Origin of the sequence: Curtobacterium poinsettiae (assembly GCF_047226435.1) — a bacterium.
In the GTDB taxonomy this organism is placed as follows: domain Bacteria; phylum Actinomycetota; class Actinomycetes; order Actinomycetales; family Microbacteriaceae; genus Curtobacterium; species Curtobacterium poinsettiae.
In genome coordinates this window covers 2,231,482-2,251,509 of the sequence record NZ_CP178434.1, presented here as the reverse complement: position 1 = coordinate 2,251,509, position 20,028 = coordinate 2,231,482, and the positions used below count along the sequence as shown (strand labels likewise).

Sequence of the window (20,028 nt, the reverse complement as noted above, 5' to 3'; positions counted from 1 at the left end):
TGAGCATCCGGAGACCGCATGTACTTGAAGAGCCTGACCATCAAGGGGTTCAAGTCCTTCGCGCAGCCGACGACGTTCGCGTTCGAGCCGGGCGTGACGTGCATCGTCGGCCCGAACGGCTCCGGCAAGTCGAACGTGGTGGACGCCCTGGCCTGGGTGATGGGGGAGCAGGGGGCGAAGACCCTGCGCGGCGGCAAGATGGAGGACGTCATCTTCGCCGGCACCTCCACCCGCGGTCCGCTCGGTCGCGCCCAGGTGCTGCTGACCATCGACAACAGCGACGGCCTGCTGCCGATCGAGTACTCCGAGGTGACGATCGCGCGCACGCTGTTCCGCAACGGCGGCAGCGAGTACGCCATCAACGGTGAGAACTGCCGACTGCTCGACGTGCAGGAGCTGCTGAGCGACACCGGCCTGGGCCGTGAGATGCACGTGATCGTCGGGCAGGGGCAGCTCGACAAGGTGCTGCACGCCACGCCGGAGGACCGCCGCGGCTTCATCGAGGAGGCCGCGGGGATCCTGAAGCACCGCCGCCGCAAGGAGAAGACCCTCCGCAAGCTCGACGCGATGCAGACCAACCTGACCCGCTTGTCCGACCTGGCCGGTGAGATCCGGCGGCAGCTGAAGCCCCTCGGGCGACAGGCCGAGGTCGCGCGCAAGGCCCAGTCGGTCGCCGCGGTCTTCCGCGACGCCAAGGCCCGCATCCTGGCCGACGACGTGGTGCGCCTGCGCCGCGAGCTGCACGACCACCAGGAGGTCGAGGCCGGCCGCAAGTCCGAGCGCATCGTCCTGACCGAACGGCTCGACCAGACCCGGGTGCGCCAGCAGCACGTCGAGCAGAGCATGGTCGGCGACGACGTCGACCGCGCCCGCACCGTCGTGCACCGGCTCGAGAGCGTGCAGGAGCGCCTCCGCGGCCTGTCGAGCCTGGCGAACCAGCGCCTGATGTTCCTGGCGCAGCAGGCCGACGCCCCGCAGCAGGGCCCGACCGTCACCCAGGAGCAGGTGGACGGGGTCCGCGCCGAGGCCGATCGCCTCGCGGCCCGTGCCGACGAGATGCAGGGCGGCTCGGCGACGACGGCCCGTGCCGTGCAGGACGCCCGGGTCGCCCTCGACGCCCTCGACGAGCGGATCGCCGCGCAGGCCGCCCGGGTCTCGCAGCACGACCTCGAGGCGCAGCGGCTCGCCAGTGCCGTTGACGTCGCGCGGTCGAAGCGCGGTTCCGCCGTCGCCGACCGTGAACGGCGGGAGCGGGCTCTCGCCGAGGCCGGGGAGCGTGCCGAGCGTGCTGCGGCGGCCCTCGCCGAACTCGGGGTCGACCCGTCCGAAGGTGTCGACGAGGCCGCACTCGCGCAGACCCTCGAGCAGGCGCGTGCCGAGCTCGAACGGGCACAGAGCGCGCGCGACGAGCAGCGCGACCGGCTGCACGCCCTCGAACGCGAGCGGGACGCCCTGGACGCCCGGGTCACCGCGCTCGGCATGTCGATCGAGGTCCGTGACGGCTCGCAGGCCCTGATCGACGCCGGCCGCGCGGGCATCGTCGGTCGCCTGGCCGACAGCCTGACGGTGTCCCCCGGGTTCGAGGCCGCGATCGCCACCGCGCTCGAGGGCCTCGCCGACGCCGTGCTCGCCGACGGCCGCGGTGTGGCGCTCGACGCCGTCGACCACGCCCGTGCCGCTGACCTCGGCCGGATCGACGTCGTCGTCGCGGACGCCGTGCCCGTCTCCACCGCTCTGCCCGCGACCCTGCCGGCCGGCGTCCGCCGTGCCACCGACCTGGTGCAGGGACCGCCGGCGCTCGCGTCGATCCTGCGCGACACGCTGGTCGCGGAGACCGACGACCTCGACCTGGAGGCGGTGCTCACCGCCGCCCCGCAGGCCACGGTGGTCACGCGGTCCGGCGACCTCGTCCGTGCGGTCCGCGTGACCGGCGGCGGGGAACGCGTGACCTCGCGTATCGAGCTCGTCGCGGAGCGCGACGACGCCGTGACCCGACGCGACGCGATCGCGACCGACGCGGAGGACGCCGCCACGGGCCTCCAGGCCGCGCGCAGCGCCGTCGAGGACGCACGCCGTCGTGCGGACGAGGCCGACGCGGCATCCCGGGCGTACACGCGGGCGAAGGCCGAGTACGACCGCACGAGTGCGTCGACGCGGGCGAAGGCGGAGAACGCCGCGGCCGAGGTCGAGCGGCTGCGCGCCGCGCTGGCGGAGACCGACGGTGCCGTCGAGACCGCCGAGGCGGCGCTGGCCGAGGCCGAGTCGGCCCACCGGACCTTCACCGAGCAGGACCGCCCCGTGGTCGACGCGTCCGAGCGCCCCGCGCTGCAGGACGCGCTCGAGGCCGCGCGCGCCGCCGAGGTCGAGCAGCGCATCCAGGTCGAGACCGTGCGCGAGCGGGTGCGCGCCGAACGAAACCGCGCCGACCAGCTCGAACGCCAGCTGGAGGCCGAGCGTGCCGCCGCTGAGGAAGCCGCGCGGCTCGCGGTGATCCGCCGCGGACAGATCCGCACCGCCGAAGCCGTGCTCGCCGACCTGCCCGGGGTGCTCGGCGCGGTCGACCGTTCGCTGGCCGAGGCGCGGGTGCAGCTGGCGACCGAGGAAGCCGAGCGGTCGAAGCGCAACACCGAGCTGCAGACGATCCGCAACGAGGAACGTGAACTCCGCGACCGCCTGCAGACCATCACCGACGGCGTGCACTCCCTCGAGATGGAGATCTACGAGAAGAAGCTGCACGTCTCCGGCGTCCTCGACCGGGCGCAGAGCGAGCTCGGGCTGACCGAGGCGGTACTGGTGGCCGAGTACGGGCCGCACGTGCCGGTGCCGGTCGACGTGCTCGTGGACCCGCGGGTGCTCGCGCGGAAGCACCGCGAGGCGGAGCGCGCAGCGGCGGCCGTCGCCGCCGACGCCGCGGGCGTGCCCGAGCCGGACCGCGCGGACGCGCACGAAGACGAAGACGCAGACGCAGACGCCGAGATGAGCACCGACGACGGCACTGACGAGCCGGCCGACGACCTGGCCCTCGTCGAGCCTGCGTCCACCCTGCCCGGCGGCCCCGCCCTGCCCGAGTTCGACACGACCGACGAGATCGACCCCGCCGACGTCGAGACCGTCCCCTACGTCCGCGCCGAGCAGGAGCGCCGGCTCAAGGCCGCCGAGCGCGACCTCGGGCAGCTCGGCAAGGTGAACCCGCTCGCGCTCGAGGAGTTCCAGGCGCTCGAGCAGCGGCACGCGTTCCTCGCCGAGCAGCTCGAGGACCTGCAGAAGACCCGGACGGACCTGCTGACGATCATCGACGAGCTCGACACGAAGATGCAGACGATCTTCGAGTCCGCGTTCAACGACACGAAGGAAGCGTTCGACGTCATCTTCCCGATCCTGTTCCCGGGCGGATCGGGGTCGATCAACCTGACCGATCCGTCCGACCTGCTGGGCACCGGGATCGACGTGCAGGTGAAGCCCGCCGGCAAGAAGATCGACCGCCTGACGCTGCTGTCCGGCGGCGAGCGGTCGCTGGCTGCGGTGGCGCTCCTCGTCGCGATCTTCACCGCGAGGCCGTCGCCGTTCTACATCATGGACGAGGTCGAGGCGGCGCTCGACGACGCCAACCTCGGCCGTCTGCTGACCGTGTTCGAGCGCCTGCGCGAGTCGTCGCAGCTCATCGTCATCACGCACCAGAAGCGCACGATGGAGATCGCGGACGCCCTGTACGGGGTGTCGATGCGGCAGGACGGCGTCTCCGCCGTCGTCGGGCAGCGGGTGCAGAAGCGCGAGCCGGCGGACGCGGTCGCGTAGGCGCCCTGGTCGCGACCGCGACAGACAGGAGGCGCGGTGCCAGCTGGCACCGCGCCTCCTGTTCCGTCAGGTGCGTCCGGACAGGACGCCGGGTCGCTACGCGCGACCGCGGATCGTCCGGAGCAGCCAGCCGATGATCCCGAGCAGGATGAGCACGATGCCCACCCAGAGCAGGAGCTTCAGGGCGCCGACGAAGATGCCGCTGAAGAGCAGGACGAGGCCGACGATGATCGCGATGATCAGCAGTGCGGGCATGAGGGTCTCCTATCCCTGGAACGAGACCGAGCAGATGCCCGGACCAGAACGGGACGCTACTCCTCGGCGCCGCATCGCGTTCGCTCGTGCGGCGGGACCGCGCCCGCTCAGCCGACGAGGTTCTGCACGAACACGTGCGGCGTGAAGCCCGTCAGGTCGTTGATGCCCTCGCCCTGCCCGATGAGCTTGATCGGGATGCCGGTCTTCTCCTGCACGCTGAGCACGAAGCCGGCCTTGGCCGAGCCGTCGAGCTTCGTGATGACGAGGCCGGTCACGCCGGCGCCCTCGATGAAGGCCTGGGCCTGGGCGAGTCCGTTCTGGCCGGTCGTCGCGTCGAGGACGAGCAGGACCTCGCTGATCTCGGTCTGCTTCTCGACGACGCGCTTGATCTTGGTGAGCTCGTCCATCAGCCCGGCCTTGGTGTGCAGGCGCCCGGCGGTGTCGATGACGACGATCTCGGTCTGGTCGCGGATCGCCTTCTCGACGGTCTGGTACGCCACCGATGCGGGGTCCTGCCCGGGCTGCGACGGACGGACGACGTCGACCCCGGCGCGCTGGGCCCAGGTGGCGACCTGCTCGACCGCCGCGGCGCGGAACGTGTCCGCCGCCCCGACGAGCACCGTGCGGTCGTAGGTCTTCAGGAACTTGGCGAACTTGCCGATCGTCGTGGTCTTGCCGACGCCGTTCACCCCGACGACGAGCACCACGGCGGGCCGCGCGCTGAGCTTCAGGGTGGTGTCGAGCTTCGAGAGCCGTTCCTCGAGGACCTCGCGGAGCATGCGCTGCAGGTCGGCGGGGTCGGTCGTGCCGTACCGGTCGACGCGGGCGTGCAGGTCCTCGATGATCTCCTCGGAGATGTCCGGGCCGAAGTCGGCGCCGATCAGGGCGGTCTCGAGGTCCTCCCACGTGGTCTCGTCGATCGTCTTGCGCTGGAAGAGGCCGCGCAGCCGTGTGGACAGTGACCAAGAACTCGCCATGCTCCCAGCTTAGAGCGCGGCACATGTCCGCTGTGCCCGGTATGCTCGGGGACACGAAGGGGAGTATTCCCTCTCGGTGACCCCGTCAGTACGGTCCGGAACGATCCGGCCCCGGGGCGCCGGTCGTGCGGCACCGGTTCCGGTGCGGGGCGACGGAAGAGACCTTCAGGCCTCGGCGTACCCGCACACCAGTGGCACGCCCTACCTGAAGGAAACCGTGGACGTCCCACTCTTCGTCTGGCTCATCACGATCGCCGGCATCCTCGCGCTGCTCGTGTTCGACTTCTACTCGCACGTGCGCACGCCGCACGTGCCCCACATCCGCGAATCCGCGTTCTGGTCGGCCTTCTACATCGGCCTGGCCATCCTGTTCGGCATCGGGATCCTGGTGTTCGGCGGCGGACAGGCCGGTGGTGAGTACTTCGCCGGCTGGCTGACCGAGAAGGCGTTGTCGGTCGACAACCTCTTCGTCTTCCTCATCATCATGTCGAGCTTCGCCGTGCCGAAGGAGTTCCAGCAGAAGGTCCTGCTGGTCGGCGTCGCGATCGCGCTCGTCGCCCGCGGTGTGTTCATCGCCCTCGGCGTCACGATCATCGAGAACTTCTCGTGGGTCTTCTACCTGTTCGGTGCGCTGCTGTTCTGGCTCGCCTGGTCGCAGGCCCGCAGCGGCAACGACCACGGCAACGAGGGCGATTCGCGGCTCATCCGGATCCTCAAGCGCTTCATCCCGACCTCGGACCACTACGACGGTGACCGCCTGACCACCCGCGTCGACGGCAAGCGCCTGTTCACCCCGATGCTGCTCGTCATGGTCGCCATCGGCCTCACCGACGTGCTGTTCGCGCTCGACTCCATCCCCGCGATCTTCGGGCTGACGCAGGACGCCTTCATCGTGTTCACCGCGAACGCGTTCTCGCTCCTCGGGCTCCGGCAGCTGTACTTCCTGATCGCCGGTCTGCTCGAGCGCCTCATCTACCTGGGTCAGGGCCTGGCCGTCATCCTGGCGTTCATCGGTGTGAAGCTCGTCTTCCACGCCATGCACGTCAACGAGCTGCCCTTCATCAACGGTGGCGAGCACATCGAGTGGGCGCCGGAGATCCCGATCTGGTTCTCGCTGGGCTTCATCGCCCTGACGATCACGGTCGCGACGATCGCCTCGCTCGTGGTCTCGAAGCGCCGCCAGGAGCGCGGGCTCACCCCGTCGGGTGAGCCGAAGGAGTCGGTGGAAGCCGACGCGAAGTAGTCGTCACCACCTGACGGACGCCAGGCGCGGTGCCAGCTGGCACCGCGCCTGGCGTCTGTCCGGAGCGTCGCCCGGAGCGTCAGACGGCCTGGCGACCGGGGGTCGCGTCGAGCAGGTGGGCCAGGTGCTCGGGAACCGAGCCGCCGCGCGCCACCGTCGCCCGTGCCCACAGCCGGCCCGCCCGGTACGACGACCGGACCAGCGGCCCGGCGAGGACCCCCGCGTAGCCCATCTGCTCGGCGAGCTGGCGGAGCTCGACGAACTCCGCAGGGCTGACCCAGCGCGCGACCGGCAGGTGCCGCGGTGACGGGCGGAGGTACTGCGTCAGCGTGATGATGTCCGTGCCGGCGTCGTGCAGGCGCTGCAGGGCGTCCTCGATCTCGATGCGCTCCTCGCCCATGCCGAGGATCAGGTTCGACTTCGTGACGAGTCCGGCGTCGCGGCCCTGGGTGATGACGTCCAGGGAGCGTTCGAACGTGAACGCCGGTCGGATCCGCTTGAAGATCCTCGGGACGGTCTCGACGTTGTGCGCGAAGACCTCGGGGCGGGCGTCGAACACCTGGCCGAGCTGGTCCGGCCGGCCGTTGAAGTCCGGCACCAGGATCTCGACGCCGGTGCCGGGGGAGTGCTCGTGGATCTGCCGGATCGTCTCGGCGTAGAGCCAGGAGCCGCCGTCGGGCAGGTCGTCTCGTGCGACGCCGGTCACCGTCGCGTACTTCAGGCCCATCGAGACGACGGAGTCCGCGACCCGGCGGGGCTCGTCGCGGTCGAGCGGTTCCGGCTTGCCGGTGTCGATCTGGCAGAAGTCGCAGCGGCGGGTGCACTGCGATCCGCCGATCAGGAACGTCGCCTCGCGGTCCTCCCAGCACTCGAAGATGTTCGGGCAGCCGGCCTCCTGGCAGACGGTGTGCAGCTGCTGGTCCTTGACCAGGGCGGACAGTTCGCGGAACTCTGGGCCCTGCGTGGCACGGGTCTTGATCCACCCGGGTTTCGTCTCGATCGGGGTCTCGGCGTTCCGGGCCTCGACCCGGAGCATGCGGCGGCCTTCGGGGGCGAGGGTCATACGAGGGTCTCCTGTCGGGCGGGCGCGGTGCTGGTGCTCGTGCTGGTGCTGGTGGTCGTCGTGCTGATCCGGTGGCCGCGGTGCATGCCGTCGACGGCCTGTTGGACGCCGTGCGCTACCAGGGGTGCGAGGTCGTCGACGGTCACGGGAGCGAGCCCCAGGCGCGCCGCGGCGGCGCTCAGCGTCGTGACCCCGGCGTCCGCGATGCCGCACGGGACGATCGCTCGGTAGGCGTCCAGGGCGTTGTCGCAGTTGATCGCGATGCCGTGGCTCGTCACGCCCTCGGCGACGTGCAGCCCGATGGCGCCGATCTTGGCGGCGGGGGAGCCGTCCGCGCTCGGCACCCATGCGCCGCTGCGCCCGGCGACCCGTTCGGCGTGCACTCCGACGGCGGCAGCAGCGTCGATGATGACCTGCTCCAGGTCGCGCACCCAGGCGACGACGTCGAGGGGTTCGGCGAGTCGGACGATCGGGTAGGCGACGAGCTGCCCCGGGCCGTGCCAGGTGATGCGGCCGCCGCGGTCGGTGTCGACGACGGGGGCACCGTTCGTCGGCAGGTCGGAGGGTTCGGTGCGGCGTCCGGCGGTGTACACGGACGGGTGCTCGCACAGCACGAGGGCTCCGGGGGAACGGCCTGCGACGACGGCGGCGTGCAGGTCCCGCTGCAGAGCGAGACCGTCGGCGTAGTCGAGCAGCCCGGGGTGGTGCACGATCTCGAGTTCCGGCATGCGGCGAGCGTACGACAGTTTCTGGACGGCGTCCAACAACCATCCTCTTGACCTCAACTATGGTTGAGATGGTCCGATGTGGACATGGACATCCGCCAGGTACAGCTCGCCACCCGATCCCTCGACGACACCGCACGGTTCTACGAACGGCTGGGGTGTCCGGTCGAGATCGTCGACGCCGCGGTGCGCGTCGTCGTGGGGTCGTCGCTCCTCGTGTTCCGTGAACTGCCCGAGATGACGGGAGCCCTGCACCTGGCGATCACGATCCCCACCGGGACGTTCGACGCGGCCAAGGCCTGGATCGCCGGACTGACGACGGTGCTCGGTGCCGATGACCAGGACGAGTTCGAGGGGCCGCCGAACTGGAACTCGCGGTCGGTCTACTTCGAGGGGCCCGACGAGCAGCTCCTCGAGCTCATCGAGCGGCGGGACCTGCCCGCAGACGCGGGCGAGAACACGGTCGTCCCGCTCGTCTCCATCAGCGAGGTCGGCGTCCCCGTCCCCGACGTCCTCGGCGCCGTCGATGCCCTGCGACGCGCCGGTCTCGAGCCCTACGCGAACCCGCCGGGGGAGTCCTTCGCCGCGGTCGGCGACGTGGACGGCCTCGTGATCCTGGTGTCGCCCGACCGGCGCTGGTTCCCGACCGGTGACCGGAGTCCGTCGAGCGCGCCGGTGGTCGTCGACCTGGGCCTCGGGGCACCGCTCGAACTGACCGAGGGTGTCCTCCTGCGGTGAACGGACCGGTGCGGCCTGCGCGAGCCTTGTAGAATCGACGGATCATGGCGCAATTCGGCTCACTCTCCGATCGGCTGACCGAGACCTTCCGCAATCTGCGGAGCAAGGGTCGGCTGACTCCGTCCGACGTCGACGGCACCGTCCGCGAGATCCGGCGGGCCCTCCTCGACGCCGACGTCGCGCTCGAGGTCGTCAAGGCGTTCACCGCCTCGGTGCGCGAGCGTGCCCTCTCCGACGAGGTCAACCGCGCGCTCAACCCGGCGCAGCAGGTCGTCCAGATCGTCAACGAGGAACTCGTCGGCATCCTCGGCGGGCAGCAGCGACGGCTCGAGTTCGCGAAGAAGCCGCCGACGGTCATCATGCTCGCGGGTCTGCAGGGGGCCGGTAAGACGACCCTGGCCGGCAAGCTCGGCAAGTGGCTCAAGAAGGACGGCCACACCCCGATGCTCGTCGCGGCGGACCTGCAGCGACCGAACGCCGTGCAGCAGCTGCAGGTCGTCGGCGAACAGGCCGGCGTGCACGTCTTCGCGCCCGAGCCCGGCAACGGTGTCGGTGACCCGGTCAAGGTCGCCAAGAACGCCATCAAGGCCGCGATCGACCAGCAGTACGACACCGTCATCGTGGACACCGCCGGTCGTCTCGGTGTCGACGCCGAGCTGATGAAGCAGGCCGCGAACATCCGCAAGGCCGTCGACCCGGACGAGGTCCTGTTCGTCATCGACGCGATGATCGGTCAGGACGCCGTCAACACGGCCCGCGCGTTCCAGGAAGGCGTCGACTTCACCGGTGTCGTGCTGTCGAAGCTCGACGGTGACGCCCGCGGTGGTGCTGCCCTGTCGGTGGCCAGCGTGACCGGCCGCCCGATCATGTTCGCGTCGACGGGTGAGTCGCTCGACGACTTCGAGCCGTTCCACCCGGACCGCATGGCGAGCCGGATCCTCGACCTCGGCGACATCCTGTCCCTCATCGAGCAGGCGCAGGGTGCCTTCGACGAGGAAGAGGCGCGCAAGGTCGCGGACAAGATCGCGACCGACAACTTCACGCTGAACGACTTCCTGCAGCAGATGCAGCAGCTCCGCAAGGCCGGCTCCATCAAGGGCATGCTCGGCATGCTCCCGGGCGCCAAGGGCATGCGCGAGGCGCTCGACAACTTCGACGAGCGCGAGATCGTCCGCACCGAGGCGATCATCCAGTCGATGACGCCCCAGGAGCGCGAGCTCCCGAAGCTGCTGAACGGTTCGCGTCGTCTGCGCATCGCGCGCGGCGCCGGATCGACCGTCACCGAGGTCAACGCCCTGGTGAACCGGTTCGAGCAGGCCGCCAAGATGATGAAGACCGTCGCCCGCGGCGGCGTGCCGCAGATGCCGGGCATGGGTCCGATCCCGGGCATGCACGGTGGCAAGAAGCAGCAGCAGGGGGGCAAGAAGAAGTCGAAGGTCGGCAACCCGGCCAAGCGCGCGGCCCTCGCGGCCGGTGCCGCGGCTGCACCGCAGCAGGCCCCGCAGGGCTCCGGCCTCGGCCTCGGTGGCGCCAAGGGTTCCAAGGCGCCGACCGAGGAAGAGCTCGCGTCGCTGCAGAAGTTCCTGGGTCGCTGACGCGGCTCGCGATCGCGACCACCTGACGGACGGGCGCGCTCCGCTCAGCGTGACGCGCCAGCAGCACGCGGGGCGCGCTGACCGAGCCTGCGAGGGAGGGGAGCCAGCTGGCACCGGGCCTCCCGTCCGTCGTCCGGTCGCGTCGCGACGTTCCTTCCCATCGCACGCGCGCTGGAAACCGGAATCGGGCGTACCTGGTCGGAAGGAACGTACGGGTACGCCCGATTCGACCGGGTACGCCCGGTCCGGGTGGGTGCGTCAGAGCGCGTCGCGGAACTCCGTGACCAGGTGGCGGACCACCGCGCGCAGGTCGCCGCCGTTCTCGCGCGCGACCTGCAGCTGCCGCTGGTACGAGGCGCCGCGCTCGATCATCGTGTCGAGGTGGTGCAGTTCGTCCTGGCAGCCGAGCCGCTCCGCGATCGGGTCGAGCCGCTGCACCAGGTCGTGCACCTCGTCGGTCACGAGCCGCTCGTCACCGGCGACGTTCGTGATGATCTCGGCCTCCATGCCGTAGCGGGCCGCGCGCCACTTGTTCTCGCGGATGAACCACGGCTGCATCGTCGGCAGGGTCTCGCCGGCGTCGAGCCGGTCCGAGCACGCGGTGACCAGGCACTGCACCAGCGCGGTGACGGCACCGACCTCGTGCAGGGTCGAGATGCCGTCGGACACGCGGTTCTCCAGGGTGCCCCAGCCGGGCGAGGGGCGGATGTCCCAGCGCAGGTCCTTCACGCTGTCGATGACGCCGGTGTGCGTGAGGTCGCCCACGACCTCCTCGAAGTTCGCCCAGGCACCGAGCTGTGGCGGGAGTCCACCGGTCGGGAGCTGCTGGAACATGAGCGCCCGGTTCGAGGCGTACCCGGTGTCGGTCCCGCCCCAGAACGGGCTCGACGCCGTGAACGCCTGCAGGTGCGGGACGTAGGCGAGCATCGCGTTCATGATCGGGACCGCCTTGTCGCGGTCGTCGATGCCGACGTGCACGTGCACCCCCCAGATGAGCATCTGGCGTCCCCACCAGCGGGTGCGGTCGATCAGGGTCGTGTAGTGCTCGCTGTCCGGGGTGATCTCCTGCTGGTCCCAGACGGCGAACGGGTGCGTGCCGGAGCACATCACCTGGGCGTCGAGCGGTTCGGCGGCGTCGATGACCTCGCCGATGATGCCGGACAGCTCGCTCGTCGCCGCACCCACCCGATCGTGGACGCTCGACACGACCTCGACCGTGTTGGTCAGCAGCTCCTCGGTGACGCGGTCGGGGTCACCGAGCCGCTCGTGCACGGCGGCGATGACGGCAGGGGCGCGGGGCGCGAGGTCGCCGGTCGACAGGTCGACCAGCGGGAGTTCCCACTCGACGCCGATGGTCGACGGGCGGGACTCGGTGAAGCGGATGTCCATGCCGTCCATCCTGCCCGGAACGTTGTCGGACACGCACAACGATCCGTCCGCCGGTCGCACGGACCCCGCAGAATGGGCGCATGAGCAGCGTCGCTTCCGCCCCCGTCGTCCCGGAGTCGCTCCGGAGCGTGGCGTCACCCTGGACCCTCGGGCCCCTGCACCTGCCGAACCGGGTGGTGATGGGGTCGATGCACACCGGGCTCGAGGTGCAGGACGACGGTGGTGCCGGCATGGCCGCGTTCTACCGGGAGCGTGCGGCCGGCGGAGCCGCGTGCATCATCACCGGCGGCATCGCGGTCAACGACGAGGCCCGCGGTGGTCCGGACTTCGCGGTGTTCGGGGTCGGGGGAGCCGACGAGCGGTTCCGGGTCGCGGTGCAGGCCGTGCACGACGAGGGCGGGACGATCCTGGCGCAGCTGTTCCACGCCGGTCGGTACGCCCTGGCGTCGGGGATGGTCGACCGGCACGGGGACCCGCAGCGCGTCGTGGCACCCTCGGCGCTGCCGTGGGCAGCCGCCCGGGGCGTGGTGCCGACCGCGCTGACGGCGGCCGAGGTCGAGCGGACCATCGAGGACTTCGCCGTCGCTGCCCGCACCGCCCGCGCGATCGGGTTCGACGGCGTGGAGATCATGGCGTCCGAGGGGTACCTGATCAACCAGTTCCAGTCGCCGCTGACGAACCTGCGCGACGACGAGTGGGGCGGCGACGCAGCACGCCGCCGGCGGTTCGCGATCGAGGTCGTCCGGGCCGTGCGCACCGCCGTCCCGGACCTCGCCGTGACGATCCGGCTGTCCGGCGCCGACCTGATGCCCGGCTCCTCGACCGACGACGAGGTCGACGCACTCGTGCACGACCTGCTGCCGCTCGGGCTCGACGGCATCTCGGTCGGCATCGGCTGGCACGAGTCCCGCACCCCGACGGTGCAGGCCGCGGTGCCGCACGGGGCCTGGCTGGCGTACGCGTCCCGGATCGCCGGGGTGGTGCGCGCGTCCCCGCACCCGCACGTCCGCGTGATCGCCTCGAACCGGATGACGGACCTGCGGGACGGCGAGGCGGTGCTCGCCGACGGCCTGCTCGACGCCGTCGCCCTCGCCCGACCGTTCCTGGCCGATCCCGCACTCGTCGACCGCTCCCTGGCCGGCCGGTTCGCCCTCGTGAACACCTGCATCGGCTGCAACCAGGCGTGCCTCGACCGGTCGATCATCGGCGCACCGGTGTCGTGCCTGGTGAACCCCCGCGCCGGCCGCGAGGTCGCGTTCCCCGCACGCCCGACGGCCGACCCGAAGCGCGTCGACGTCGTCGGCGGCGGTCCGGCCGGGCTCGCCGCGGCGGTGGACGCCGCCCGCCGCGGCCACGAGGTCACCCTCTGGGAGGCGTCCGACCGTCTCGGCGGCCAGTTCGGCCTCGCCGCACTCGTCCCGGGGAAGGAGGACTACGCCGCCACGGTGCGGTCCGCCCGCACGGAGCTCGAGGAGCGGGGCGCGACCATCCACCTCGGACGCCCGGCCACGGCTCGGGACCTCGTCGACAGCGACGCCGTCGTGCTCGCGGCCGGGGTGGTCCCGCGGAGCATCGACGTCCCCGGTAGCGACCTGCCGCACGTGCTGTCCTACGAGCGGGCGCTGCGGGACGGCGTCCCCGAGGGCACCGTCGCGATCATCGGCGGCGGCGGCATCGGGGTGGACACCGCGGCGTTCCTGACCGAGTCGCCCGACGAGGCCGTCCGGGCCGCCGGGTTCGCGGCGCGCTGGGACCTCGACGTGTCCGAGGAACTCGTCGGCGACGTCCCGCAGCGGCTCCCCGCGGCACCGCGCACCACCCGACCGGGGCCGGACGTGACGGTGCTCCGCCGATCGGGCAAGTTCGGCCACGGGATCGGCATCACCTCGCGGTGGGTCGCGATCGGTCGGCTGCGCGACACCGGCGTGCGGATGGTCGGCGGCGTGCAGGAGTACCTGCGCATCGAACCCGGGGTGCTCTGGATCCGCGACGAGCACGGGGACGAGGTCGGCGTGCCGGCGGACACCGTCGTGGTCTGCGCCGGGCAGGAGCGGGCGAGCGACGCCGAGGGTGACGCTCCCGACGGACTCGCCACGGGCCTCCAGGCCGCCGGCGTGCCGTACGCCGTCGTCGGCGGCGCGCGGGACGCACGGAGCGTGGACGCGGTCCGGGCGACGTCCGAAGCCCTCGAAGCGGTGCGGCGCCTCGCCCCGTAGCGAGTCGGCTCGCATCACGGCCGGGAATCTGCAAGAATGAACGGTCGAATCGCCGCAGCTCGACCCTCTATCCAGCTGTGAGCGATCTCTCTCGAGCTTTCGCCGTGTGTGCCCCCACGCCCGCGGTTCCAGTTCAACCACAACGAAAGCAAACAGGAGCAATTGTGGCTGTCAAGATCCGTCTGAAGCGTCTCGGTAAGATCCGTGCGCCCTACTACCGCATCGTCGTCGCCGACTCGCGCACCAAGCGCGATGGTCGTGTCCTCGAGGAGATCGGTCAGTACCACCCCACCGAGGAGCCCTCGGTCATCAAGATCGAGTCCGAGCGTGCGCTCTACTGGCTCGGCGTCGGCGCGCAGCCGACCGAGCAGGTCGCGGCCCTCCTCAAGCTGACCGGCGACTGGGCCAAGTTCAAGGGCGAGAAGGACACCGAGTCCAAGGTCAAGGTCGCCGAGCCGAAGCAGGCCTTCCAGGTCGACTCCTCGAAGAAGGCCGTCCTCAAGCCGAAGTCGGAGAAGACGGCTCCCGCCGCCAAGGCCGACGACGCCGAGACCGCCGACGAGACGACCGAGGCGTAGTCCTTGCTCGAATCCGCGCTGACGCACCTCGTCAAGGGGATCGTCGATCACCCTGACGACGTGCGCGTCGCCAGCTCCACCTCCCCACGCGGCGAGGTCCTCGAGGTGCGTGTGCACCCCGAGGACCTCGGCCGCGTGATCGGTCGCGCCGGGCGCACCGCCAAGGCGCTCCGCACCCTCGTCACGGCCCTGGCCGACGGCAAGCGCGTGCGGGTCGACGTGGTGGACACCGATTCCTAGGGAGACGACCCAGCTCCGGGTGGGTCGAATCACGAAGGCGCACGGGCTCAAGGGCGGCATCAAGCTCGAGCTCTACACCGACGACCCGGATCGTCGGTTCACCCCGGGCGCCACCTTCACGCTCCAGGTCCCCGACGACTCTCCGTGGTCGGGCAAGACCCTCGAGCTGGACGAACTCCGCTGGTACAACGGTCACCCCGTCGCGTTCTTCGCCGGGATCGACGACCGCACCGGCGCCGAGTCCCTGGCACGCATCATCCTCTGGGTCGAGCAGGACGCCGACGCCGAGACCGGTGAGGACGACGCCTGGTACGACCACCAGCTCGTCGGGTTGAAGGTCCTGCGCGACGGCGCCGAGGTCGGCACCGTCGCCCGTGTGGACCACATGCCCGCGCAGGACCTGCTCGCGATCGACACGCCGTCCCGCGGCGAGGTCCTCGTGCCGTTCGTCTCCGCCATCGTGCCCGCGGTCGACATCGCTGCCGGCACCGTCACGGTCACGCCGCCGCAGGGCCTGTTCGAGGACCCCGAGGACACCTCGCGCCCCGAGACGGTCACGGACTAGCTGCCGTGCGGATCGACATCGTCACGATCTTCCCGGAGTTCTTCTCCGTGCTGGACGTGTCCCTGCTCGGCAAGGCGCGCTCCGGCGGCCTGCTCGACCTGCACGTGCACGACCTGCGGTCGTGGACCACCGACCGGCACCGCACCGTCGACGACACCCCGTACGGCGGTGGCGCTGGCATGGTGATGAAGCCGGAACCGTGGGCGCAGGCGCTCGAAGCGCTCTTCCGCCCCGACGGCTCGTCGACCCTGGTGGTCCCGACGCCGGCCGGCACCCCCTTCACGCAGTCGATCGCGCGCTCGCTCGCGTCGACGTCGGACCACCTCGTGTTCGCCTGCGGGCGGTACGAGGGCATCGACGCCCGCGTCTTCGAGTGGGCGTCATCGCGCGCCACCGTCGTCGAGCTCTCCCTCGGTGACTACGTGCTGAACGGTGGCGAGGTCGCCGCGATGGCGATCATCGAGGCCGTCGGTCGACTGGTCCCCGGCGTGGTCGGCAACCCCGAGTCACTGGTCGAGGAGTCCCACGAGGACGGTCTGCTCGAGTACCCCTCGTACACCAAGCCCGCGTCGTGGCGCGGCCTGGACGTCCCCGACGTCCTGCTCAGCGGGCACCACGCCCGCGTCGGTGCCTGGCGGCACGAGCAGCAGCTGGAGCGGACGCGGCGCGTCCGTCCGGACCTGCTGCCCGACGCGTAGCGCGACCCGTCCTGGGAAAGCGACAGATGTCCGCGGAACATCCGCGGACATCTGTCGCTTTCGCTGTTCTGACGGTCCGCGGCCTGCGAGATCTGTCGCCTCGGTGGGGTGGGGGCGACGCGTGACGGACTGGAGGCGCGGTGCCAGCTGGTGCCGCGCCTCCAGGCCCGCTACTGGTCGCGCTGGGCGCGACGCAGGGTCAGGACCTCGGGTCCGGCCTCGGTGACCGCCACGGTGTGCTCGACGTGCGCAGCGCGCGAGCCGTCGACGCTGCGCAGGGTCCAGCCGTCGTCGTCCTGGGAGAGCTCGTCGGTCGTCTGCATGAGCCACGGTTCGATGGCGACGACCAGCCCCGGCCGGAGCTTGAGCCCGCGGCCCGGACGGCCGTCGTTCGGCACGTGCGGGTCCCCGTGCATCGTGCGGCCGACGCCGTGCCCGCCGAACTGCAGGTTGACGTCGTGACCGGCCTGGTGCGCGACGTGTCCGATGGCGTGCGAGACGTCGCCGAGCTTGTTGCCGGGGGCGGCCTGGGCGATGCCGGCCGCCAGCGCCCGCTCGACGGTGGCGATCAGGGCCTGGTCCTCGGCACGCGGCGTCCCGACCTGGACGCTGACGGCGGAGTCCGCGACCCAACCGTCGACGCTCGCGGCGAAGTCCAGGCTCACCAGGTCGCCGTCCTGCAGCGCGTAGTCGTGCGGCAGGCCGTGCAGGGCGGCGTCGTTGACCGACGTGCAGAGGTTCTTGCCGAACGGCGACATCCCGAACGACGGGTGGTAGTCGACGTAGCAGCTCTCGGCCCCGCGCTCGGCGATCATCCGGGCGGCGACGCGGTCGAGGTCGAGCAGGTTCACGCCGACGTCGACCGTCTCGAGCAGTTCGTCGAGCACGTCGGCCACGAACCGGCCGGCGACACGCAGGCCGTCCAGCTCGGCGGGGGTGCGGAGTTCGATCATGGGTCCATCCTCGTCGTTTTGCCTCGCGCGCTCTCTGTGGCAGTATTGAACGCTGTGCCCTGGCTGGACTCTGCCACGGGGGAGTCGCCGACACCGGGCACGCACCACCACTTTCCGAACCTTCTATCCGCGGCGACCCGTGTGCGTCCGCAGAGAGTGAAACCCACCATGAGCCAGCTCCTCGACAACGTCGACGCAGCATCGCTGCGGACCGACGTCCCGGACTTCCGTCCCGGCGACACCATCAAGGTGCACGTCAACATCATCGAAGGCACGCGCTCGCGTATCCAGGTCTTCCAGGGTGTCGTCATCGGCCGTCAGGGCCACGGCATCGGCGAGACCTTCAAGGTCCGCAAGGTGAGCTTCCAGGTCGGCGTCGAGCGCTGGTTCCCGGTGCACTCGCCGATCATCGACCACATCGAGATCGTCACCAAGGGTGACGTCCGTCGTGCGAAGCTCTACTACCTGCGCGAGCTCCGCGGCAAGGCGGCTCGCCGCAAGATCAAGGAGAAGCGCGACGCCTGATCGCCTTCACAGTGAACGTCCGCGAGCCGGACGACGCTGCGAGCCCCTCGTCCATGTACGGTTGTGCATCGACGGGGGGCTCTTCCCATTGCGGCAGAGCGAGCGGTTCGAACGAGAGCGGAAATGACGGACACGACAGACGATTCGGGGCGCAGGCCACGTGCCGAGAAGCAACGGAACGGTGTCCTCACATTCCTCCGCGACCTCGTCATCATCTTCATCGCGGCACTCCTCGTGTCGTTCCTGGTGAAGACGTTCCTGATCCGGTCGTTCTACATCCCGTCGGCGTCGATGGAGAACACGCTGCAGATCAACGACCGCGTGATCGTCAACGAGCTCGTTCCCGGAACCGTGGCGCTGAAGCGGGGGGACGTCGTCGTCTTCAAGGACCCGGGCGGATGGCTCACCGGTTCCGACGTGCCGAACGTCACGCCGGACACGCAGCCCGCCAAGGCCATCGACTGGGCCCTGACGCAGGTCGGGCTCGGCACGGGGGACAGCGACGACCACCTCATCAAGCGCGTCATCGGGCTGCCGGGTGACAAGGTGTCGTGCTGCAACGACCTCGGGCAGATGTCCGTCAACGGCGTCCCCATCAAGGAGCCGTACCTGAAGCTGCCCGCCGGTGCCCCGGCCTCGGCGACCGATTTCTCGGTGACCGTGCCGAAGGGCACCATCTGGGTGATGGGCGACAACCGGAACGATTCGAAGGACTCCCGGTACAACGGTGACACCCCGTCGAAGGGCTTCGTCCCGATGTCCGACGTCACCGGCCGCGCGTTCGTCATCTCCTGGCCGGCGAGCCGGTGGACCTGGCTCGACGACCACCCCGAGGTGTTCGCCGGCGTGGAGGAGCGCGACGAGTGACCGCCGTCCGTCCGTCGCTCCGGGTCGAGAAACGGCTGCTGGCCGAGGGCCGCGTGACCGTGATCGGCATGGACGAGGTCGGCCGTGGTGCCATCGCCGGTCCTGTCGGGGTCGGAGTGGCCGCGGTGACGCTCGACATCGGACGTGTGCCCCAGGGGCTCGCCGACTCGAAGCTGCTCTCCGAAGCGCACCGGACCGACCTGGTGCCCGTCGTGCAGCGTTGGGCGCGGACAGCGGTCGGCATGGCCTCGGCGGAGTTCGTCGACCAGCAGGGCATCGTCCCCGCCCTCGGTGCTGCCGGGGCGCGGGCGCTCGGTTCCCTGGTCGCAGACGGGGTGTCCCTCGACGGCGCAGTGGTCGTGCTCGACGGCTCGTTCGACTGGTTGAGCAGGGCCATCCCCGCATCCCTCCGGCCGGCGACGGAACCGCTCGAGGTCGTCGTGCGGGTCAAGGCCGACCGCGACTGCGCCTCGGTGGCCGCGGCGTCCGTGGTGGCCAAGGTCGCGCGTGACGCCGTCATGATCACGGCGCACGACGACGCTCCGCACTACGGCTGGGTGTCGAACAAGGGGTACGGGTCGACGGCGCACTACGACGCGATCCGGACGGTCGGGGCGCACACCCTGCACCGGAAGTCGTGGCTGCACCAGGCCTCGAGCGTCGCGCTGGACGGGTTCGACGCACTCGACGCCCCCGCGGCCCTCACCGGTCCTCCGCTCGGGCGTCCGTCGCCGTAGACTGTGGGCGCAATGGATGAGGACGAATTCGACGACTACGACCGCGAGGTCGAGCTGGCCCTGTACCGCGAGTACCGAGACGTGGTCTCGCAGTTCCGTTACGTGGTCGAGACGGAGCGCCGTTTCTACTTGGCGAACGAGGTCGAACTCGTGCGCCGTGACACGGAGCACGACTTCTACTTCGAACTGACCATGAACGACGTCTGGGTCTGGGACGTCTACCGTTCCGACCGGTTCGTCAAGGGTGTCCGCGTGCTCACGTTCAAGGACGTGAATGTCGAGGAGCTCACGACGCGGGAACTCGAACTGCCGAAGGAACTCGCACTCGACGAGTGATCGTCGCTTTTCATTCTGCTGCTTTCTCGGTGAATCGCCGGTGATCCGAAGCGCCATGGAATTGTTCGCGCTATTCTGATGGGGATTTAACCGCCCCACGAACAGGAGCACCCCATGGCACAGAAGGTCACCGTCCAGCTCGTCGACGACCTCGACGATTCCCCCATCACCACCGGTGAAGGCCGGACGGTCGAATTCGCGTTCGACGGCTCGTCGTACGAGATCGACCTGTCGAACGACAACGTCGACAAGTTCCGCGAGGCGATCTCCGATTACATCGCCGCGGCGCGCAAGGTCTCCGGTCGTCGGACCGGTGGCGGTTCCGCCCCGAAGTCCGCACCCAAGCGCGGCAACTCGGAAGAGCTCGGCAAGATCCGCGAGTGGGCCAAGGAGAACGGGTACGAAGTCTCGTCCCGTGGTCGTATCTCGACGCAGGTGCAGGAAGCGTACGCAGCAGCGCACTGACGCTCGCCGCAGCAGGACCCGGGTGATCTCGATCGCCCGGGTCCTTCTTCTTTCCTCCACAGGGGCTA

20 protein-coding genes are annotated in these 20,028 nt (G+C 70.4%); 14 read left to right on the top strand and 6 right to left on the bottom strand.

The window, feature by feature from the left end:
• Positions 1-18: 18 nt before the first annotated feature.
• A complete protein-coding gene (locus ACL00U_RS10570; RefSeq protein WP_412873381.1) occupies positions 19-3,795 on the top strand; it encodes an AAA family ATPase in 3,777 nt (1,258 codons plus the stop codon).
• 96 nt (positions 3,796-3,891) lie between these two features.
• Here ACL00U_RS10570 and ACL00U_RS10565 read toward each other — a convergent pair whose 3' ends face one another.
• Positions 3,892-4,050 carry a hypothetical protein gene (locus ACL00U_RS10565; protein WP_017888269.1) on the bottom strand — a complete coding sequence of 53 codons (159 nt, stop codon included), beginning with the start codon at positions 4,048-4,050 and terminating at the stop codon, positions 3,892-3,894.
• Positions 4,051-4,157: 107 nt separating this feature from the next.
• Positions 4,158-5,027 (bottom strand): signal recognition particle-docking protein FtsY, encoded by an 870-nt coding sequence (ftsY, locus tag ACL00U_RS10560; protein ID WP_017888268.1) that lies wholly within the window; start codon positions 5,025-5,027, stop codon positions 4,158-4,160.
• Positions 5,028-5,244: 217 nt separating this feature from the next.
• On the opposite strand from ftsY, the gene ACL00U_RS10555 reads away from it, so the two are divergent.
• On the top strand, positions 5,245-6,270 hold the full coding sequence (locus ACL00U_RS10555; protein ID WP_017888267.1) for a TerC family protein: 1,026 nt from the start codon (positions 5,245-5,247) through the stop codon (positions 6,268-6,270).
• A gap of 79 nt (positions 6,271-6,349) precedes the next feature.
• On the opposite strand, the gene lipA is transcribed toward ACL00U_RS10555, so the two are convergent.
• Positions 6,350-7,333: a lipoyl synthase gene (lipA, locus tag ACL00U_RS10550; protein WP_017888266.1), complete on the bottom strand. Its 984-nt coding sequence runs from the start codon at positions 7,331-7,333 to the stop codon at positions 6,350-6,352.
• The gene (gene lipB / locus ACL00U_RS10545; protein ID WP_412873380.1) at positions 7,330-8,061 is read right to left on the bottom strand and encodes a lipoyl(octanoyl) transferase LipB; all 732 of its coding nucleotides are present in this window, start codon (positions 8,059-8,061) and stop codon (positions 7,330-7,332) included. The genes lipA and lipB overlap by 4 nt, the downstream gene beginning before the upstream one ends.
• 84 nt (positions 8,062-8,145) lie before the next feature.
• Between lipB and ACL00U_RS10540 the strand changes: the two genes are divergently transcribed.
• Positions 8,146-8,796, top strand: coding sequence for a hypothetical protein (locus ACL00U_RS10540; RefSeq protein ID WP_412873379.1), 651 nt, complete (start codon positions 8,146-8,148; stop codon positions 8,794-8,796).
• 44 nt (positions 8,797-8,840) lie between these two features.
• Positions 8,841-10,391: a signal recognition particle protein gene (gene ffh / locus ACL00U_RS10535; RefSeq protein WP_017888263.1), complete on the top strand. Its 1,551-nt coding sequence runs from the start codon at positions 8,841-8,843 to the stop codon at positions 10,389-10,391.
• Between the two features lie 258 nt (positions 10,392-10,649).
• Here ffh and ACL00U_RS10530 read toward each other — a convergent pair whose 3' ends face one another.
• Positions 10,650-11,789, bottom strand: a complete 1,140-nt coding sequence (locus tag ACL00U_RS10530) for a glutamate--cysteine ligase (protein WP_175470751.1) — start codon at positions 11,787-11,789, stop codon at positions 10,650-10,652.
• A 71-nt stretch (positions 11,790-11,860) separates the two neighbouring features.
• On the opposite strand from ACL00U_RS10530, the gene ACL00U_RS10525 reads away from it, so the two are divergent.
• The 5 genes from ACL00U_RS10525 to trmD all read left to right on the top strand — a co-directional run bounded on the left by ACL00U_RS10525 (position 11,861) and on the right by trmD (position 16,077).
• Positions 11,861-13,996 carry an FAD-dependent oxidoreductase gene (locus tag ACL00U_RS10525; protein ID WP_412873378.1) on the top strand — a complete coding sequence of 712 codons (2,136 nt, stop codon included), beginning with the start codon at positions 11,861-11,863 and terminating at the stop codon, positions 13,994-13,996.
• Between the two features lie 164 nt (positions 13,997-14,160).
• Positions 14,161-14,574 (top strand): 30S ribosomal protein S16, encoded by a 414-nt coding sequence (gene rpsP, locus ACL00U_RS10520; protein ID WP_017888259.1) that lies wholly within the window; start codon positions 14,161-14,163, stop codon positions 14,572-14,574.
• A 3-nt stretch (positions 14,575-14,577) separates the two neighbouring features.
• Positions 14,578-14,814 (top strand): RNA-binding protein, encoded by a 237-nt coding sequence (locus tag ACL00U_RS10515; RefSeq protein ID WP_017888258.1) that lies wholly within the window; start codon positions 14,578-14,580, stop codon positions 14,812-14,814.
• A 19-nt stretch (positions 14,815-14,833) separates the two neighbouring features.
• Positions 14,834-15,379, top strand: a complete 546-nt coding sequence (rimM, locus tag ACL00U_RS10510) for a ribosome maturation factor RimM (protein ID WP_017888257.1) — start codon at positions 14,834-14,836, stop codon at positions 15,377-15,379.
• Between the two features lie 5 nt (positions 15,380-15,384).
• The gene (gene trmD, locus ACL00U_RS10505; protein WP_017888256.1) at positions 15,385-16,077 is read left to right on the top strand and encodes a tRNA (guanosine(37)-N1)-methyltransferase TrmD; all 693 of its coding nucleotides are present in this window, start codon (positions 15,385-15,387) and stop codon (positions 16,075-16,077) included.
• A gap of 170 nt (positions 16,078-16,247) precedes the next feature.
• Here the strand turns inward: trmD and map are convergent, their stop codons facing one another.
• Complete coding sequence (map, locus tag ACL00U_RS10500; protein ID WP_017888255.1) at positions 16,248-17,030, bottom strand: type I methionyl aminopeptidase; 783 nt, start codon at positions 17,028-17,030, stop codon at positions 16,248-16,250.
• A 168-nt stretch (positions 17,031-17,198) separates the two neighbouring features.
• Here map and rplS point away from each other — a divergent pair, with 168 nt between their 5' ends.
• The 5 genes from rplS to ACL00U_RS10475 all read left to right on the top strand — a co-directional run bounded on the left by rplS (position 17,199) and on the right by ACL00U_RS10475 (position 19,960).
• Entirely contained in the window at positions 17,199-17,555 is a 357-nt protein-coding gene (gene rplS, locus ACL00U_RS10495) for a 50S ribosomal protein L19 (RefSeq protein WP_017888254.1), read from the top strand.
• A gap of 123 nt (positions 17,556-17,678) precedes the next feature.
• Positions 17,679-18,422, top strand: coding sequence for a signal peptidase I (lepB, locus tag ACL00U_RS10490; RefSeq protein ID WP_017888253.1), 744 nt, complete (start codon positions 17,679-17,681; stop codon positions 18,420-18,422).
• A complete protein-coding gene (locus tag ACL00U_RS10485) occupies positions 18,419-19,159 on the top strand; it encodes a ribonuclease HII (protein ID WP_412873377.1) in 741 nt (246 codons plus the stop codon). Before lepB ends, ACL00U_RS10485 begins: the two co-directional genes overlap by 4 nt.
• Positions 19,160-19,171: 12 nt before the next feature.
• Positions 19,172-19,495: a DUF2469 family protein gene (locus ACL00U_RS10480; protein ID WP_017888251.1), complete on the top strand. Its 324-nt coding sequence runs from the start codon at positions 19,172-19,174 to the stop codon at positions 19,493-19,495.
• Between the two features lie 114 nt (positions 19,496-19,609).
• Positions 19,610-19,960, top strand: coding sequence for a histone-like nucleoid-structuring protein Lsr2 (locus ACL00U_RS10475; protein WP_017888250.1), 351 nt, complete (start codon positions 19,610-19,612; stop codon positions 19,958-19,960).
• The last annotated feature ends 68 nt before the right edge of the window (positions 19,961-20,028 follow it).

Coding starts and splice junctions, on each gene's coding strand:
- ACL00U_RS10570 (WP_412873381.1), top strand. CDS start 19: ATGTACTTGAAGAGCCTGACCATCAAGGGGTTCAAGTCCTTCGCGCAG.
- ACL00U_RS10565 (WP_017888269.1), bottom strand. CDS start 4,050: ATGCCCGCACTGCTGATCATCGCGATCATCGTCGGCCTCGTCCTGCTC.
- ftsY (WP_017888268.1), bottom strand. CDS start 5,027: ATGGCGAGTTCTTGGTCACTGTCCACACGGCTGCGCGGCCTCTTCCAG.
- lipA (WP_017888266.1), bottom strand. CDS start 7,333: ATGACCCTCGCCCCCGAAGGCCGCCGCATGCTCCGGGTCGAGGCCCGG.
- lipB (WP_412873380.1), bottom strand. CDS start 8,061: ATGCCGGAACTCGAGATCGTGCACCACCCCGGGCTGCTCGACTACGCC.
- ACL00U_RS10540 (WP_412873379.1), top strand. CDS start 8,146: ATGGACATCCGCCAGGTACAGCTCGCCACCCGATCCCTCGACGACACC.
- ffh (WP_017888263.1), top strand. CDS start 8,841: ATGGCGCAATTCGGCTCACTCTCCGATCGGCTGACCGAGACCTTCCGC.
- ACL00U_RS10530 (WP_175470751.1), bottom strand. CDS start 11,789: ATGGACGGCATGGACATCCGCTTCACCGAGTCCCGCCCGTCGACCATC.
- ACL00U_RS10525 (WP_412873378.1), top strand. CDS start 11,861: ATGAGCAGCGTCGCTTCCGCCCCCGTCGTCCCGGAGTCGCTCCGGAGC.
- map (WP_017888255.1), bottom strand. CDS start 17,030: ATGATCGAACTCCGCACCCCCGCCGAGCTGGACGGCCTGCGTGTCGCC.
- rplS (WP_017888254.1), top strand. CDS start 17,199: ATGAGCCAGCTCCTCGACAACGTCGACGCAGCATCGCTGCGGACCGAC.
- lepB (WP_017888253.1), top strand. CDS start 17,679: ATGACGGACACGACAGACGATTCGGGGCGCAGGCCACGTGCCGAGAAG.
- ACL00U_RS10480 (WP_017888251.1), top strand. CDS start 19,172: ATGGATGAGGACGAATTCGACGACTACGACCGCGAGGTCGAGCTGGCC.
- ACL00U_RS10475 (WP_017888250.1), top strand. CDS start 19,610: ATGGCACAGAAGGTCACCGTCCAGCTCGTCGACGACCTCGACGATTCC.